Annotated in this window: 9 protein-coding genes; 1 reads left to right on the plus strand and 8 read right to left on the minus strand. The window is 73.5% G+C overall.

Annotated elements, in window-relative coordinates:
* Positions 1–31 precede the first annotated feature (31 nt).
* The 7 genes from OG440_RS14200 to OG440_RS14230 all read right to left on the minus strand — a co-directional run bounded on the left by OG440_RS14200 (position 32) and on the right by OG440_RS14230 (position 14,398).
* Positions 32–1,675, minus strand: a complete 1,644-nt coding sequence (locus OG440_RS14200; protein ID WP_406007215.1) for a succinic semialdehyde dehydrogenase — start codon at positions 1,673–1,675, stop codon at positions 32–34.
* A gap of 104 nt (positions 1,676–1,779) precedes the next feature.
* Positions 1,780–3,732 carry a protein kinase domain-containing protein gene (locus OG440_RS14205; RefSeq protein WP_406007216.1) on the minus strand — a complete coding sequence of 651 codons (1,953 nt, stop codon included), beginning with the start codon at positions 3,730–3,732 and terminating at the stop codon, positions 1,780–1,782.
* A gap of 177 nt (positions 3,733–3,909) precedes the next feature.
* Complete coding sequence (locus tag OG440_RS14210) at positions 3,910–5,532, minus strand: serine/threonine-protein kinase (RefSeq protein WP_406007217.1); 1,623 nt, start codon at positions 5,530–5,532, stop codon at positions 3,910–3,912.
* 138 nt (positions 5,533–5,670) lie between these two features.
* A complete protein-coding gene (locus OG440_RS14215) occupies positions 5,671–7,338 on the minus strand; it encodes a protein kinase domain-containing protein (RefSeq protein WP_406007218.1) in 1,668 nt (555 codons plus the stop codon).
* An 84-nt stretch (positions 7,339–7,422) separates the two neighbouring features.
* Positions 7,423–9,117: a protein kinase domain-containing protein gene (locus OG440_RS14220; protein ID WP_406007219.1), complete on the minus strand. Its 1,695-nt coding sequence runs from the start codon at positions 9,115–9,117 to the stop codon at positions 7,423–7,425.
* A gap of 158 nt (positions 9,118–9,275) precedes the next feature.
* Positions 9,276–12,020, minus strand: a complete 2,745-nt coding sequence (locus OG440_RS14225; RefSeq protein ID WP_406007220.1) for a protein kinase — start codon at positions 12,018–12,020, stop codon at positions 9,276–9,278.
* A 176-nt stretch (positions 12,021–12,196) separates the two neighbouring features.
* Positions 12,197–14,398 carry a serine/threonine-protein kinase gene (locus tag OG440_RS14230; protein ID WP_406011356.1) on the minus strand — a complete coding sequence of 734 codons (2,202 nt, stop codon included), beginning with the start codon at positions 14,396–14,398 and terminating at the stop codon, positions 12,197–12,199.
* 252 nt (positions 14,399–14,650) lie between these two features.
* Here OG440_RS14230 and OG440_RS14235 point away from each other — a divergent pair, with 252 nt between their 5' ends.
* A complete protein-coding gene (locus OG440_RS14235; protein ID WP_406007221.1) occupies positions 14,651–15,694 on the plus strand; it encodes a serine hydrolase domain-containing protein in 1,044 nt (347 codons plus the stop codon).
* A gap of 280 nt (positions 15,695–15,974) precedes the next feature.
* Here the strand turns inward: OG440_RS14235 and OG440_RS14240 are convergent, their stop codons facing one another.
* The gene (locus OG440_RS14240) at positions 15,975–17,681 is read right to left on the minus strand and encodes a glycerol-3-phosphate dehydrogenase/oxidase (RefSeq protein ID WP_406007222.1); all 1,707 of its coding nucleotides are present in this window, start codon (positions 17,679–17,681) and stop codon (positions 15,975–15,977) included.
* Between the last annotated feature and the right edge of the window lie 107 nt (positions 17,682–17,788).

A 17,788-nucleotide genomic window follows, 5' to 3' on the forward strand; every position in this document is an offset into this window, starting at 1 on the left:
GGGGCGGCGGGCGCGCTTCGGCGCGAGCGCCCTAGCGGAAGCGGAACGCCTTCATCAGCTTCAGGCTCCTGCTCATGAACTCCGCGTACTTCTCGTCGTCCATGCCCAGCGCCGGACCCATCGGCAGGAGTCGCTGCTGGGCCACCGTCTGGGCCTCGGTGTACTTGAGGATGCCCTCGGAGCCGTGCCGGCGGCCGAGACCGGACTCCTTCATGCCGCCCATCGGGGACTGGACGCTGCCGTAGGCCGGGGCGTAGCCCTCGTTGACGTTCACCGTGCCGGTGCGCAGCCGGGAGGCGACGTCGCGGCCGCGGCGCCCGTCCTTCGTCCAGACCGACGCGTTCAGACCGTACGGCGTGGCGTTGGCCTGCTCGACGGCCTCGTCGTCGGTCGTGAAACGGTAGATCGAGACGACCGGGCCGAAGGTCTCCTCGGTGCAGACGGACATGGGTTCCGTCACCCCGTCGAGGATGGTCGGCTCGAAGAAGTACGGGCCGATGTCCGGGCGGGCGACCCCGCCGGCGACGACCGTGGCGCCCTTGGCGACGGCCTCCTCCACGTGCCGGGTCACCGTCTCCAGCTGGCGCTCGCCCACCAGCGAGCCCATGTCGGCGCCGTACGCCAGCGAGGTGCCCAGCCGCATGGCCTTGGTACGGGCGGCGAACCGCTCGACGAAGGCGTCCGCGATCGACTCGTGGACGTACAGCCGCTCGATGGAGATGCAGAGCTGCCCGGCCGACGAGAAGCAGGCGCGGACGGCGCCCGCCGCCGCCTTCTCGATGTCGGCGTCCTCGAGGACCAGCATGGCGTTCTTGCCGCCGAGTTCGAGGGAGACGCCGACGAGACGGGCGGCGGCGCCCTGGGCGACCTCGCGGCCGGTGCGGGTGGAGCCGGTGAACGAGACGTAGTCGGCGTTGCGGACGACCTCCGGGCCGACGACGGGACCCTCGCCGAGGACGACCTGGAAGACATCGGCGGGCAGACCTGCCTCGACGAGCAGATCACGGGCCCACAGGGCGGTCAGGCAGGTCTCCGTGTCCGGCTTCATCACGACCGCGTTGCCCGCGACGAACGCCGGGAGCGCGTCGCCGACCGACAGCTCCAGCGGGTAGTTCCAGGGGGCTATCTGCCCCACGACACCGCGCGGGTGGCGCAGTTCGGTCACCTTCGTCAGCGTCGGCATGGCGCCCGCGTGCCGCTTGGGACGGAGGTAGGAGGGGGCCTTGCGGCCGTAGTGCCGGGCGGCGACGGCCACCGCCTGCACCTCCTCGTGGGCGTGCAGCCTGGCCTTGCCGGTCTCCAGCTGGATCAGGTCGAGCACCTCGGCCTGGCGCTCCAGCACCAGGTCGTGGAAACGGAGCAGGACGGCGGCGCGCTCCCGCACGGGCGTCCGCTCCCAGACCGCCTGCGCCTTGCGGGCCGCCTCGAAGGCCTTCAGTACGTCGTCGGGCGTGGACTCGGGCAGGTCGGCCAGCTTCCCGCCGGTGAAGGGCGTGTGGTTGGCGGTACGGCCGGAACCCGTCACCCCCTTGGTGAGCTGGGCGACCAGCTCCGGGGTGACCACGTCCGCGGCGGTACGGACGCCGGTGGGGGCGGGGGCGAGGGGGTTGGTACCGGTCGTGGTCGTCCCACTGATCTCGGTGCCGGTCTTTTCCGGGGCCTGCGAGTCCGTCATGAGGCGCAGGGTATGACGTGGGGAGCGCTTTGGGTACCCGCCGGTAATACGGTTTCACCGACCGCACACATGACGCCAGCGTTCACTGGCAACAAACCTGCTGATCAGGACGTCGTGCCCGGACGTTCGCCGATCTCCAGGCGGTCGCGCGCCTCCTTGAACACGGCCGTGCCCTGCTTCTCCTGCGGTGTCCCCTTGGGCATGTCGACGCGCAGCTCGTACATGCGGGCGTCGGCGGTGCGCACGAACAGCTCCATGACACGGGTCGGGGTGCCGTCCAGACCGTAGGTGGTGTCGGCCAGGGCGGCCTCGTCGCCGTGGAAGCTGGTCCGGGTGGTCCGGGTGCGCGCGTCCGGGGCCTGACCGCGCCAGGTCTCGTGCGCCTGGGCCGCCCGCGCCATCGGGGCGGCGGGCGCCTTGTCCCACAGGGTGAGGCGTACGTCGACGGAGCCCGCCGAGTAGACCACCAGGCGCGGCTGACGATCGGCGCCGTCCTGCCGGGCCGACGGCCGGTACCGGCTCGGGAGGGAGAGGACGGCGGCCAACCCGGCCTCGTCGTGAGCGACCCACCCCGTCTCCGCGACGGAGGCCGAGGCGGAAGGGGAGGGGGAGGCGGAGGCGGAGGCGGACGGTGCCGCCGGCACCGAGCCGGAGTAGGTCACCGGCCGCTCAGCCGCCCCGCTGTCGGCGCCGCCGAGCCAGGCGCTTCCCCACCAGGTACCGCCGGCGAGCAGCCCGCCGAGCACGGCCAGAGTCGACAAGCGACGCCTCGGCGTCCGCCGGAGGCGACCCTCGCGAGTCGGCTCGGGTTCGGTGACCGGGGCCGACGCGGGCTCGGCCGCCATGGCCGACCCGGGCTCGCCGGCGGGGGCCGGGTGGGGTCGGGGTCCGGGGCGGTCGGTCGACGTCGGCGGTGCGCTCTGCCGGGGCGGGTCCGGCCGGACCGCACCCTCTCCGGGGGTTCCCTCTCGGGGGGTTACCTCCCGGGCCGTTCCCACTCGGACCGTTTCCGCGTCCTCGCCGAACTCCCTCAAGGCCAGCAGGTCCTGAGGTGCGGTCTGCTCCGCTTCCTCCGCCCGCTCCGCCCTCCCCGCTTTCGTCGTCGCGTGGTCGCCGTGTCGCGTGGCCCGTCCCTGCTCCCCCGTCGGGGCCGGGAGCGGTATGCCCTGCGCGGCCGCGGCGAGTATCTCCGCGACCTCCGCCGGGTCGGGGCGCTGTACCGGGTCGCGTACCAGAAGCCGTACGACGAGGGGGCCGAGTGGGCCGGCCTGTTTCGGCTCCGGGGGGTCCGCGGCGATGATCGCGGCGAGCGTGGCCTCCACGGTCGTACGGCGGAACGGGGACCAGCCCTCGACGGCCGCGTACAGCAGGACGCCGAGGGACCAGAGGTCCGAGGCGGGGCCCCCGCCGCGTCCGGACATGCGCTCGGGCGCGACGAACTCCAGCGAGCCTACGAACTCGCCGCTGACGGTGAGGGACTCCTCGCCCTGGATGTGGGCGATGCCGAAGTCGGTGAGGACGACTCTGCCTTGGGAGTGCCCCTGGTCGGGCGATGTCGGGGGCGGGGGAGGTCCGAGCAGGACGTTGGCGGGCTTCACGTCCCGGTGGACGATGCCGACGGCGTGCGCGGCGCGCAGTGCGCCCAGGACGGCGAGGCCGATCCGGGCGGCCTCGGCCGGGTCGAGGGGGCCGCGCTTCAGCACGGCGTCCAGGGACTCGCCGCGGACCAACTCCATCACTATCCAGGGGAGTCCGCCCTCCGCGTCGGCCCCCGGCCCCTCCTCCACCACCACGTCGTGGATGGCGACGGCGGAGGGGTGGTCGACACGGGCGGCGGCCCTGGCCTCGCGATGGAGCCGGTGGGCGGCCCGGCGGTGGTAGTCGTCCTCGGGATCACCGGGCAACCGGGGCTGCTTGACGGCGACCTCGCGTTCCATGAGTTCGTCGCGGGCCCGCCAGACGGTGCCCATCCCGCCGGTGCCGATACGTTCCAGCAGCCGGTAGCGCCCGCCCACCGTCCGGCTCCCGGCGCCGCCGGGGCCCCCGTCGTTGCTCATGCCTCCATGACTACCACGATCTCCGGCGCCCTCACCTGCCCTGGGCGAACCGTCCCGTTTCCAGCCGCGGCATCCCCACCGCACCGGCCCGGGAGGTGCGGCGGAACCACGAACTCACCCTGGACCGGAGCCCGTTCGGGAAGTCCGCTCGCCGAGCCGGCGCCGGGCGCCGGCGGTCTAGAGTTTGTCGATCTTCAGGTTGGCGATCGCGGTGCGGGCCACCTCGCGACCGCGCTCCGTGAAGTCGCCCTTGCCCGGGTAGCCGATCATCAGTTTGTACATGTCGCCGCCGGTGGACTTGTAGTACAGGATCCTGAGCTCCCGCGGAGCGGGTTCCTGACTGTCGTCGGTGGTGTAGAAGACCGTGTTCCCGGCGGCCTTCCGGTCCCGGAAGGTCAGGTTGTCGTCGGTCCGGGTCCTCGGCCCCTTAGGCATGTCGAGTTCGTAGCTGCCGGACTCCTTGAAGTCCCCGTCGTCGGCGTACATCTCGGCGGCCGCGGAGGCCTTGATCTCGTGGCCGGTGTCCTGCGCCTTGCGGCTCACCATCAGGACGACCGAGATCGCGCCGCTCGGGTCGGTGTAGCTGACCCAGTGCTCGTCGGCGGCGGCGTTCTTCCCGGGTTCACCGCGTACATAGGTGCCGGGCACCGCAAGCGTCGCGGTGACGTCCTTCGCGTAGGGCGTCTTCCAGTCGTCCGGCAGCGGCCCCGCGAACGGGTCGGCGATCACCAGGTACGCCGTCACGGCCGCGGCGACGACCGCGGCGCCGAGCACGGTCCACGCCGCGCGGCCGAACCGGCGCCGGGCACGGGGTGCTTCCACCTGCCGCACCTCCTGCGTGGGTCGGGACACGGGCGGCGCGGGCGGGTTCGCGGCGGCCTCCAGCAGGGCCCGCACCCGCGCGGCGGCGGGGCGGCGCGCCGGGTCCTTCTCCAGCAGACCGTTGACGGCCTCGGCGAGCGGCCCCTGGGCGGCGGCGGGCGGCGCGGGCACCGCGTTGAGGACGGACTGGAGCGTGGCCGGGGTGTTGCTGCGGCGGAACGGCGAGACGCCCTCCGTCGCCGCGTACAGCACCACGCCCAGCGACCACAGGTCGGCGGCCGGTCCTGGGCGCCGGCCCAGCACCCGCTCGGGGGCGATGTACTCGGGGGAGCCGACGATGCCGCCGGTGTCGGTCAGGTTCGTCTCGCCCTCGATCTGGGCGATGCCGAAGTCGGTGAGGACGATGCGCTCGTGGCGGCCGAGGAGGATGTTGTCCGGCTTCACGTCCCGGTGCAGGATGCCCGCCGCGTGCGCGGCCTCCAGCGCGCCGAGCACCTCCAGGCCGACCCTGGCCGCCTCACGCGCATCGAGCGTGCCCTCCTGGAGGACGTCGCCGAGCGAGCGTCCGTGGACCAGCTCCATCACGATCCACGGCCGGCCGTCGACGACCGCCACGTCGTGGACGTTCACCACGGCCGGGTGGTCCAGCCGGGCCGCGGCCCGCGCCTCGCGGCGCATCCGCTCGAAGGCGTTGGCCCGTTCGCGTTCGGGAAGGTGGTCCGGCACGCGGGGTTCCTTGACGGCGACCTCGCGGTCCACCGTCTCGTCCTTGGCCCGCCACACCGTGCCCATGCCGCCGTGACCGAGCTTGGCGAGCAGCCGGTAGCGTCCCGCGATGAGCCGGCCGACGCCCGGCTCCTGCGGCGGGGGCACCCGGTCGGGCGCCGCGGCCGGTTGCGGCGGCGCCGGCCTGGGCGGTTGCAGAACAAAACTCGTCGTCTCGTCGGCCTCGTGGCCGGCGCCCCCGTCGATACTCATGCGTCCATCCTTATCGCGCCAGGCAGGCCGGTATCCACCGGTGGCGCGTACCGGTCACAGACCCGTGACGCGCGACGTTCCTTATCTCCCCTTTAGGTCGATACGGCACCGGCCTGCGGACCGAGACGGCAGCCCTGGTCAGGTCGACGCGGTGAACGTGTCGACCGCGACGTCGAAGTACTCCCGCGCCTCCCGCACCTTCCCGACCGGCGCCGACACCCACACGTCGTACAGCAGCCCGTTCTCCTCCCAGCACAGGTCGTACGTGTGCCGGGGCCCCTCGGCCGCGCTGAAGCCGTTCCAGGTGAACTCCCAGAGGGCGGCCCGGCGCCCGCCGTGGCTGGTCTCGGTGACCCGGCCGTCGTGGTAACCGGGGTTGGTGTCCGCGCCCTTGGCGGCGGCGGACTCCATCACGGCGAGCGGGCCGTCGGGTGATGCGGCGGCGACCTTGATGCCGAGCCGGAAGACCTGTCCCGGGGACATGTAGAAGACCCGCTCGCCCTGCGGCACCCGTGTGAAGTCCTCCGGGACGGCAAGCGAGAAGCCTGCGGGATCCACCGCCACCCGATAGCCGGAGGGGGCGGTGGGCGTGCCCGGGCGGTCGTCCGAGGCGGCCGAGGCGGGACCGGCCGTGGAAGACCCGGTGGACGCGGTGGACCGGGAGGGCTTGGAGGGCGTGGTGGAGCCGGACGGGGAACGGGTCGCCGACGGGGTCCCGGTGGGCGTGGAGCCCGTCGAGCCGCTCGCCGACGCCCCCGGCGCCGAACTCGTGGGGGTGCGCCCGCCGTCGCCGTCACCGTTCAGCAGCAGCGCCGCCGCCGACACGCCCGCCCCCGCCATCGCGGCGACCAGCAGCGCGGCCACGAGCACCCCCCGCGTGGAACGCTCCCTGGCCGGCGGCTCCCCCTGCGACCGCGGCAGGTTCACCTCGGTCGGCGTGTATCCCGACGACACCGGCGTCGGCGTACACCCGGTGTCCAGGTAGGCGCGCAGCAGCCGTTCCGCCTCCGTGGCGCTCAGCCGCCGGTCCGGATCGCGCTCCAGCAGACCCCGCACGACGGGCAGCAGCGGCTCGGCCTGCGCGGGCGTCCGGATCTCGGCGAAGACGACGGCGTGCAGGATGCCGCCCAACGAGTCGCGGCGGAAGGGTGATTCGCCGCTGAGCGCCGTGCACAGCAGCGCGCCCAGCGACCACAGGTCGGACTCCGCGCCGGTCCGCGCCCCGGACATCCGCTCGGGCGCGGTGTACTCGGGCGAGCCGACGAACGACCCGGTCTCGGTGAGCGTGGTGGCGCCGGCGACCTGGGCGATGCCGAAGTCGGTGAGGACGACCCGGTCGCTGTCGCGTTCGAGCAGTACGTTGGCGGGCTTGATGTCACGGTGCAGGACCCCTGCCGCGTGCGCGGCGCGCAGGGCGCCGAGCAGGGCGATGCCGATCCGGGCCGCCTCGGCCGGCTCGATCGGCCCCCGCGCGGCGATCCGGTCGGCCAGCGAACCGCCGTCGATCAACTCCATGACGATGTACGGGCGTTCGCCGTCCTCGACGACGTCGTGCACGACGATGATGTGCGGGTGGCTCAACTGGGCGACCGCGCGTGCCTCGCGCAGCGTCCGGTCGCGGCGGCCCCGCGCCTCCTCGTCGGAGAGCGTGTCGTCCCGGGTCAGCTCCTTGACGGCGACGCGCCGTCCGAGCAACTGGTCGGTGGCACCCCACACGACTCCCATGCCCCCGCGGCCGAGCCTCGCGTCCAGCCGGTAACGGCCCGCGATGACCCGTGCGCCGTCCCCAGCCCCCTCGGTCCCCATGGGCTCATCATGCCCCACCGGATGTCATGCCTCCGGGGCGCCGTCCGGCCAACTACCGGGACGACGGCCGGGACGGGTGCAACGCTACGAGGTCGGCTCCCGCCAGCTCTGTAGTACGGACTTGAACTGCTTGGCCGTCTCGGTCCAGTCCTCGGCGGGCGAGGACATGTAGATCGCGTACTCGGTGCCGTCGCGGGACACGTACGTCTCCTCGATCGCGCGGCGCGGCCCGGGAAACTCCGTGTCCTTCGCCAGCGCGGTCCAGGTGTACTCCCACTCGGAGCCGTCCCGGTCCCGGTAGACGTTCTTCTCCAGGGTGACCCGGTCGTAGTCGACGAGCCGCTCCAGCTGCTGTTCGAGGTCGATCTGGTGCGCGTACGGGTCGCTGAAGTCGGGGGACTTGTCGAAGGCGATACGGATGAAGTGCTCGCCGCCGTCGGGCGTGTAGTCGATCTGCTTGAGGTCGCCGTCGTCCTGGTACACGTCCCGCTTCCACCCCTTGGGGAGCGAGAGCCCGAAGCCCAGCGGGTCGTCGACCTTCTCCCAGGAGTCGGCGCCCTGCTCGCCGGAGCCGCTCGGGCTCGGCGAGGTGGACGTCGTCGCGGACCCGCCGGTGTCCTGCCGCCCCTCGTCGAACTGCTGCCAGGCCACCGCCGTACCCCCGCCGACCAGTGCGGCAAGGACGACCACGAGCGCCGGCACCCGACGACGGCGCCGGGACGGCGGGGACTGCCGGGTGGCCGGGCCCGGACCGAAGTCCGTCGGCCCCACGGCGGTCGCGGCGGTCACGGGGTGACCGGGAACGGGATGACCGGGAACGGGCGTCGCCGCCTCCGGCGCCGGCGGAACGTACGCGGTGCCGGCCGTCGGGTGGGACAGCGGGTGCGGCCCGGAGTGATGACCCCCGGCAGTGCGGTCGGGCCCCCCGTACTGCGTCGGCACGTACACCTGTGCCCCGCTGGGGCGCCGTCCCTCGGCCGCCTCCGCGAGGAGTTGCTCGGTCTGGGCGGTGTCGGGGCGGGTGGCCGGGTCCTTGCGCAGCAGGGCCGTGATGACCGGGCCGAGCGGGCCGGCGTACCGGGGGTCGGCGGCCTCCTCCTCGACGACGGCCTGAAGGGTGGTCAGCGGCGAGGTGCGCCGGAACGGCGACCGCCCCTCGACCGCCGTGTACAGCGTCGCGCCCAGCGCCCACAGGTCGGAGGACGGACCGGGGTCCTGGCCGCGCACCCGCTCGGGGGCCAGGTAGTCGACCGAGCCGACGACCTCCCCGGTCCGGGTGATGGTGCTGTCGCCCTCGATCTGGGCGATGCCGAAGTCGGTGAGGAGGACCCGGCCGTCGTGCGAGAGCAGCACGTTGCCGGGCTTGACGTCACGGTGCAGGACGCCGGCGGAGTGCGCGGCGCGCAGGGCGCGCAGCACCCACAGACCGATCCGGGCCGCCTCGGTGGGCTCGACCCGTCCGTCCTCCTTGACGGCGTCGGCCAGCGAGCGGCCCTCGACCAGCTCCATCACGATCCACGGGCGGCCGTCGTGCTCCAGCACGTCGTGCACGGTGACCACGGCGGAGTGGTTGATCCGCGCGGCCGCACGGGCTTCCGCCCTGGTCCGGGCCAGCAGGACGGCCTGGTCGCCCTCCGCGACGTACAGCGCGGCCGTCAACTCCTTGATGGCGACGGCCCGATGGAGCAGCTCGTCGTGGGCACGCCACACCCGGCCCATACCGCCGCTCCCGATGGCGTCGGCGAGCCGGTAGCGACCCGCCAGGAGCAGGCCCTGCATCTGATTCACGTTGCCCCGCAATGCTCTTGACAGGGCCAGCGTAAAGACCGGGCAGCCTCCGGGGAACCAGCGGGGTGCCAAGGTGACAGCACTGTGACGGTTGTCGCTTCCCCGTCCGGAAGGGAACCGAACGCGACCGAACGGGGCCGGGCGAGCGCTCAGCCGGTGTACTGGTAGGTGGCCGACGCCTGCTCGAACAGCCGGGTGACCTCGTCCCGCTCGGCCTCCGGCCCCCTGACCTGCACGATGTGGTACCGCCCCGAGATGAGGATCGCGACGTTGCGGACGTACAGCGCCCGTCCGCCGGCGTCGGTCCAGGTGAACTGGCCCTCGGCCATGGTCCGCGCGCCCACCGTCGTGGTGCGCAGCCCGGAGGCCGTCGCCCAGCTGGAGTCACGGTACGGCTGGAGCTCGCTCTCCTTCTCCCGCTGGTAGACCATCGGGTCGCTGCCGTTCGACGACGCGCTGTCGCGGCCGGGGACGACGATCAGCTCGAAGTCGCCGTGCGCGTAGACGACCTGGCCGCGCCCGTTCTTCGGGGTCCGGTCCCAGCCGTTGGCCACGGCGACCCGGAAGCCGGCGTCGTCCGCCCGGACGGTGAACCCGTCGGCGACGTCCGTCCCGGACCCGCCGGTCTGCGTCTGGGTGGCCTGCGCCCCCGAGGACGCCGAGGACGGGGAGGCTCCGGTGCCCGGCGAGGTCTGGTCCGGCCGGGGTTCACTGCTCGCCTCGGGCTCCTGGCCGCCCGGCGCCCCGGTGGACCCGGTCCGCGGGGAGCCGTCCGTACCGGCCGCGCCCTCCTCGTCCGCCTTGGGCATGAAGAACAGGGCGTACGCGATCGCCCCGGCCAGCACGAGCAGGATCAGCACCAGCAGGGTGCGGCCCAGACTGCGGGGCGAACCGCTCGCCTCCTGACGGTCCCGCTTGTGCCGTCCGTGGGTGGAGGGCAGACCGGCACGCCGTCTGCGCACCAGTTCACCCCGGCGGCGGACGATGGGCAGCCGGCGCGGATCGGTCGGCGGCGCGGCGACGACGTAGGTGCCCGCCTCCGGCTCCGGGGCGGACCGCACCAGCGAGCGCAGCCAGCCCCGCAGTTCCTCGAAGCCGAGGCGCTCGGTCGGGTCCTGGCGCAGCAGCGACTCCACGACCGGCCTGAGCGGTCCGCACTCCTCGGCGAAGGCCGGCGGCTCGGCGCACACCATCTGCACCAGCTCGGCCGTCGACTCCTCCGGGTAGGGCGCATGCCCCTGTACGGCCCGGAAGAGGAGCGCGCCCAGCGCCCACAGGTCGGTCGCGGGGCCGATCGGCGCGGCGAGCTGCCAGTTCTCGTGCACCGGCCCGGCCTGCTCGGGCGCCCAGCGTTCGGTGACCGGCCCGACCACGGCCATCCGCGCCTGGCGCGCCCGCTCGGCGGCGAGCGCGGTGGCGGGGCCGCGCCGCGCGGCGCTCCCGGGCGCCCCGGCCGCCGGCTCGTCCCAGCGTGCCCCACTCCCCGCCTCACCAGCGGGCCCCTGCCCCTGCCCGGGGATCTGGGCACCGGGGACGGGTGTGAGCGAAGAGTGCGACGCCGCGGGGGCGGCATACGGTGTGCCGCCGGGCCCAGGACCGACGCCGGGTCCGGGGGCGGGCACGTGAGCGGGCTGTCCCTGGCCGTATCCGGCGGGGCCGGGCACGGGCGCGCCCGAGACGCCGTAGGGGTCGGCGATCTGCCCGGGGGGATTGCCGCCGGGGGTCCCGCGGCCGCCGTCCGCCGGGGTGCGGGCGCCGGGCAGGGCCGCACGTCCGTTCTGCTGCGTCTCCTGGGCCTCCTGGACGCGGGCCGCCGCCCGCGCTCCCGCGCGGTACGCGGCGATCGCCCCGGCGCGCGCGGCACGGATGTCCCCACCGGTCTCCGCGGGCGCCCTGCGGGCCACCGCCCCGGACGTCCCGCCGCCACCGGACGGCTCACCCGCCGGCACCGGCAACGCACCGGTCGCCCGCGCCTCTATGGCAGCCCGCCGCGCGGCCTCGGGATCGACGGCGCCGGCACTGTGCCCGCCCGCACCGGGGCCCACCCCGACGGAACCGCCGAAGCCGCCCGAGCGACCGGGGCCGGTGGGGCCACCGAAACCGCCAGGACCTGCGGGACCTGCGGGGCCGCCGAAGCCGCCGGGAGCGCCCGGGTCGTCCTGCCGAGACGGGGTCGCGGAAGCCCTGGGCCCGACGACGCTCCCGCCGTGGCCCGCACCGCCGTTCCCCCGGTCCGAACCCTGCTCACTCTCCACCGCGTCCGGCGCCGGCACCGGGTCGTACCCGCACAGCGCCTCTTCCGCCGCGCCGACCGCCAAGCCGGTCAGCATGACCCGCCCGTCGTCGCAGACGAGGACCGTGCGCGCGGTGATGTTCCGGTGCACCCAGCCGTGACCGTGCAGCACCCGCAGGGCCATGAGCACGTCGGAGGCGACCTCGGCCGCCCGGTACGGCGTCAGGGGCTTCTCGGCGAGCAGTGCCGCCAGCGGCCGTGCGGCCACGAGTTCACTCACTATCCACAGTGAGCCGCCCTCGGCGAACACGTCGAACACCTGGTCGAGCCGCGGATGGTCGGGAATGCTCGCCGTGGCCTGCGCCGCCTCCAGGGCACGCCGCACGACGGGGTCGGCGGGCCGTCGCGTCCCCTCGCCCACGCCCACGCCCCGGGGCCTCGGACGCCGTGCCCCGCGTTCGCGTGCCGTGAACCCCTCGGGCAGTCCCTCCGCGTCGAGCACCTCGGCCTCGACGACCTCCGGCAACGGCACCTGGCGGACCAGGACTTCCTGCCCGCTGTAGGTGTCGAAGGCGCGCGTCTCGGTGAGTTCGTACTCGTCGGAGGGCGGCAACGGCAGGCGGTAGCGGTCGACGAGTACTCGACCCGCGTAGTCGTCCACGTTGCCTCCCCCGGCCGCCCGGTCGGTCAATTCCGTTCGCGTTGCGTGCCGTTACAGCCGTATCCGGCCGCATAGCTGGATGCGTACGGTCCGCGAGCACTCACGATACGTGCCGGAGGCAACCCGCAAAGAGGGGATGCCAGATCTCACGCCCGAACACGGTTTCCCGGCGGCCGCTACTTCTTCGGCGTGAAGCTCTCCGTCAGCGTCGTCCAGGTGGCCTGCCGCAGGTCGGTGTCCCAGGCGGCGGACTTGGCCGTGTACATCAGCGCGTACCCGAGGCTGCCGTTCACGACGAACCCACGGTCGATGGTGCGGTACGCCGTCCCGTCGTCCGAGTAGGTGAACTCCCAGTCGGCCGTGTTCCAGCCCCGGTAGACCACCTTCTCTATTCGGACCTTCTTGTACTGCGAGCGCGCCATGCCGCGCTCCTGGTTCTTCCAGTCGGCGACGGGGTCGCCCTTGGGGGTGGTCGTCCAGGCGACGAGCAGCTTCTGTCCGTTCGGCCCGGTGAAGCGGTCCCCCGCGGCGTCGGAGGACCGGTACTTCCACCCCGCCGGCAGCCCGATCGTGTACCCCTGACCACCGTTGTACGGCGTCGTCGCCTGGCTGCCCCCGGACGCGGTGACGCCGGCTCCGGCGCCCCCGGCCGCCGAGGTGTCGCCCGACGCGGAACCGGACGCCGCGGCGGACTGCGAGGACGTGGCCCCGTCCGTACGGGTCCCGCTGTCCTCGTCCTCCTTGGTGTCGGCGCTCGCACTCGCGCTTCCGCCGGCCACCGCCCCGGAAGCACCGCTCTTCGCGCCGCCGGCGGTGTCGTCGCCACCGCCGAGAGTGAGGGCCAGCACGGTGCCGAGCACCGCGAGTGCCACGACCACGGCGATGATCACCAGCGTGCGCTTGGGCACCACATCGGTCAGCGGCGCCCTGGGCACGGATCGCGGCGGAAGGTCCGGCGGCGTCATCACGGGCCACCCGGAACTGCGCCCGGCGCCCCCGCCGTTACCGCCCGGCCCAGCGCCGACGCCCGCATCAGCCCCAGCACTGGAACCAGCACTGGAACCGGAACGAGCCGCCGGCACGGACGCGGACGCCTGCGCCGCACCGGACACCGGCCCGGAACTCGGCCTGGAACTCGTCCCATAGGTCGGCCCGGAAGCCGGCCCGGGCGCCGAGGTCGACGGCGATCCCGTCGTGGCCCGGGTGGGCGGGGCCGCGGACGGCGCGGCGGAAGCGGCGGCCCCGGTACCGCGGGCCGCACCGCCCTGCCGCGTCTCGCTCTTCCGCGTCTCGGGCGCGCTCACGGAACCGGAAGCACTCGTGCCGTTCGCCGACTTGGCGCGGGCCGCGGCCGCCGAGGTCGCGGCGCCCGCCGCGACGGCGGCCTTGCGCACGGACCGGAACGCGCCGCGCAGCTTCTCGCCCGCCTCCGCGCCCGCCGAACTCCCCCTGCCTCCGGCGGCGTCCGGCAGCACCGGCAACGGCACGACCTTCGTCGCGTCCGCCGGCTCGGCGTGCCGCGGGTCGGGCGCGTGCAGCACCGCGTCGAACATCGCCCGCGCACCGGCGTCGTCGAGGCGCCGTGCGGGATCCTTGGTGAGCAGGCCGTAGATGACGTCCCTCAGCGGACCCGCGTTCTTCGGCTCCTCCAACTGCTCGGTCATCACCGCGGTGAGCGTGGCGATCGCCGAGCCCTTGTCGTACGGGGGCGAGCCCTCGACCGCCGCGTACAGCAGACCGCCGAGCGACCACAGGTCGGCCGCCGGACCCGGCTTGTGCCCGCGGGCCCGCTCCGGGGAGATGTACGAGGGCGCGCCGACGAGCATGCCGGTGGAGGTGATCGACGGATCGCCCTCGACCTGCGCGATGCCGAAGTCGGTGAGCACGACCCGGCCGTCCTCGGCGATCAGTACGTTCGACGGCTTCACGTCGCGGTGCAGGATGCCCTCGCGGTGCGCCGACCGCAGCACGTCGAGGATGGCCAGCCCGACCTCCGCCGCGCGCTTCGGCTCCAGCACGCCGTCCTCACGGATGACCTCGGCGAGCGACTTGCCCTCGACGAGTTCCATCACGATCCACGGCCGGTCGTCCTCCTCGACCACGTCGAAGACCGTCACCGCGCTGTTGTTGCGGATCCGCGCGATGGCCTTGGCCTCGCGCAACGTCCGTGTGATCAGCCGGCGCTTCTCGTCCTCGTCGATGTTCCCCGGGAACCGCAGCTCCTTGACGGCGACCGTGCGTCCGAGGGTCTCGTCCTCGGCGCGCCACACCGTCCCCATGCCGCCGCGGCCGAGTACGTCTCCCAGCCGGTACCGCCCGGCGAGGAGACGTGCGCTCTTGTCCTGACGGGATGCTCCCGCCCGCTCCGCCTCCGACATGCGTCCCCTCATGCAACCCGCCCTGACAGAGCCTCCATTGTCCCTCACCCGACAAGTGCCCGACGCCCAGGGTGCCCCTCACCCCTTCCCGACCGCACTCAGGAGCGGTGCATTCCGGCCAGAAGGTGCAGCACGCTCCGGCCACGGGGCCCCACGCGTCCCTTTCGTGAGGCGCAGACCCGATGAAGTGGGGCGCGACCGGCCCTGGATGATGGGTCTGCCGTGGGAGGAGAGAAGAAGGGAGGAGTCGTGATGCGACCGCTTCGGAGCATGGTGGCCGTACCCGTGGCCCTCGCGTTCCTCGGCCTGTTCGCGACCGGCTCGCAGGCGGCACCCGTACCGCCCACGGACCCCTTCCTCCCGCTGCTTCTCACCCGGGGCAGGGCGCCCGCCGCCGCCCTGCTGGCCCGTGAGGAGAACGGCACCCGTTACGCGGAGGCGGGCCCGGGCGTCTCCCGGTCCGACCACTTCAGGGCCGGCAGCATCACGAAGACCTTTCTCGCGACCGTCGTGCTGCAACTGGCCGCCGAAGAACGACTGTCCCTTTCCGACACGGTGGAGTCGCACCTGCCGGGCCTGGTGCGCGGGGCGGGCAACGACGGACGCGCGCTGACCCTGCGTTCCCTGCTCACCCACACCAGTGGCCTGTACGACTTCACCCGGGACACCGAGGGCACCCTCCCCGTCCTCCCGCTCCAAGCCGTCCGTATCGCCGTCACCCACCCTCCGGCCGACCTCGGCCACTTCGCCTACTCCAACACCAACTACGTTTTGCTCGGCCTGGTGGTCGAGCAGGTCACCGGCCGCTCGTACGCCACGGAGGCGGAACGGCGGATCATCTCTCCCCTGCGTCTGACGGGCACCTCCTTCCCCGGCTCCCGCACCTCTTTGCCCTCCCCGCACGGCCGCGCCTACGACCCTGCCGGGACCGACGTCACCGAACTCGACCCGCGGGTGGCCGGGGCCGCGGGCGAGCTGGTGACGACCCTCACCGACCTGGACCGCTTCTACGCGGCGCTGCTCGGTGGCGAACTGCTGCCCCCGCGCCGGCTGCGCGAGATGCTCGACACCCGTACCGCACACGGCTCGTACGGCATGGGCCTGTTCCCCGCGAAGCTCCCGTGCGGCCTCACGGTGTGGGGGCACAACGGCCGGATCTCCGGAAGCTACGTGCGCACCGCGGCCACCGTCGACGGTCGGCGTGTCCTCACGTTTCGGGTGAACACGACGGCGATCGCAGACCCCGCCCTCGAACCGGCCCTGCTCGCCGCCGAGTTCTGCCCTCGCACTCCGTAGAACGAGCCGGTTCCGAGCGGAGATCCCGCATGACCACACCCGTTCGAGTGAAACGGCCACGCGAAGGCCGAAACCGGCCGGAGAGGAAGGCCAGGCCGGACAGAACGGGCCGGCCGGGAGGGCAGCACGGCCGGCACGGGCGGCAAGGCCAGGCCGTCGGCCCGCACGGCCTTCCTCCTGCCGGGTTGGCCGGGTTGGCCGGGTTGGCCGGGTTGGCCGGCCGGCAGAACCGGAAGGCAGGACCGGAAGGAACGGAAGGCCGGACAGGACGGGGAGTCGGTCAGAGGGGCACGATGTCCGGCGCTCCGAGGCGTGCCGCGTCCGCCGTGAGGTCGTCGGGCTGGCGCTGGGACTCGCGCTCGGCCTCCACCCGCTTCTCGTAGTGCCGCACCTCGCGGTCGATCTGGTCCTTGTCCCAGCCGAGGACCGGCGCCATCAGCTCGGCGGCCTCCCGGGCGCTGCGCGTACCGCGGTCGAAGGTCTCGATGGAGATGCGGGTGCGCCGGGTCAGGACGTCGTCGAGGTGCCGCGCCCCCTCGTGCGAGGCCGCGTAGACGATCTCGGCGCGCAGGTAGTCGTCGGCGGCCTGGAGCGGCTCGCCCAGCGTCGGGTCGGCGGCGACGAGGTCCAGCACCTCCTCCGCCATCGCGCCGAAGCGGTTCAGCAGGTGCTCCACCCGCACGACGTGCAGGCCGGTCCGCGCGGCGATCCGGGCCCGCGCGTTCCACAGCGCCCGGTAGCCCTCCGCGCCCAGCAGCGGGACGTCCTCCGTGACGCAGTCGGCGACCCGCTGGTCGAGGCCGCGCACCGCCTCGTCGACCGCGTCCTTCGCCATCACCCGGTACGTCGTGTACTTGCCGCCCGCCACGACCACCAGTCCCGGCACGGGATGCGCGACGGTGTGCTCCCGCGACAGCTTGCTGGTGGCGTCGGACTCGCCGGCCAGCAGCGGCCGCAGCCCGGCGTACACCCCCTCGACGTCGTCGCGGGTCAGAGGCACCCGCAGGACCGAGTTCACGTGCTCCAGCAGATAGTCGATGTCCGCGCTGGAGGCGGCCGGGTGGGCCTTGTCGAGGTCCCAGTCGGTGTCGGTGGTGCCGATGATCCAGTGCCGGCCCCAGGGGATGACGAACAGCACGGACTTCTCGGTGCGCAGAATCAGGCCGCTGGAGGAGCTGATCCGGTCCCTGGGCACGACGAGGTGGATGCCCTTGGACGCGCGGACGTGGAACTGCCCGCGTTCACCCACCATCGCCTGGGTGTCGTCGGTCCACACACCCGTGGCGTTGACGACCTGCCGGGCGCGGATCTCGTACTCCCCGCCCCCCTCGGCGTCCTGCACCCGCGCGCCCACGACGCGTTCACCCTCACGCAGGAAACTCGTCACCCGCGCGCGGTTGGCCGCCTTCGCCCCGTAGCCCACGGCCGTACGCACGAGGGTGGCGACGAAGCGGGCGTCGTCCATCTGCGCGTCGTAGTACTGCAACGCGCCGACCAGCGCGTCCTTCTTCAGGGCGGGGGCGACCCGCAGGGCATGGCCCCGGGTCAGGTGGCGGTGCGTGGGCAGGCCCCGGCCGTGACCGCGGGCCATGGACATCGCGTCGTAGAGCGCGACGCCCGAACCGGCGTACAGCCGCTCCCAGCCCTTGTGCTGGAGCGGGTACAGGAAGGGCACGGGCTTCACGAGGTGCGGAGCGAGCCGTTCCAGCAGCAGGCCGCGCTCCTTCAGCGCCTCCCGTACGAGGGCGAAGTCGAGCATCTCCAGATAGCGCAGGCCACCGTGGATCAGCTTGCTGGACCGGCTCGACGTGCCCGACGCCCAGTCGCGCGCCTCGACCAGTCCGGTGGACAGGCCGCGCGTCACGGCGTCCAGGGCGGTGCCCGCCCCGACCACTCCGGCTCCCACCACCAGCACGTCCAGCTCTCGCTCGGCCATGGCCGCCAGTGACTCGGCTCGCTGCGCCGGCCCCAGTGTCGCTGTCCTCACCGCTGCCTCCCGCTGTCGGTCGCGCCGGCCGCACCCTCAGGGCGAGATCCGGTTCGTATCCCCCATGCCCAAATTCTGACCGTGATGCCCGGCTTCAGCCACCACTC

Origin of the sequence: Streptomyces sp. NBC_00637, assembly GCF_045161545.1 — a bacterium.
Lineage (GTDB): Bacteria > Actinomycetota > Actinomycetes > Streptomycetales > Streptomycetaceae > Streptomyces.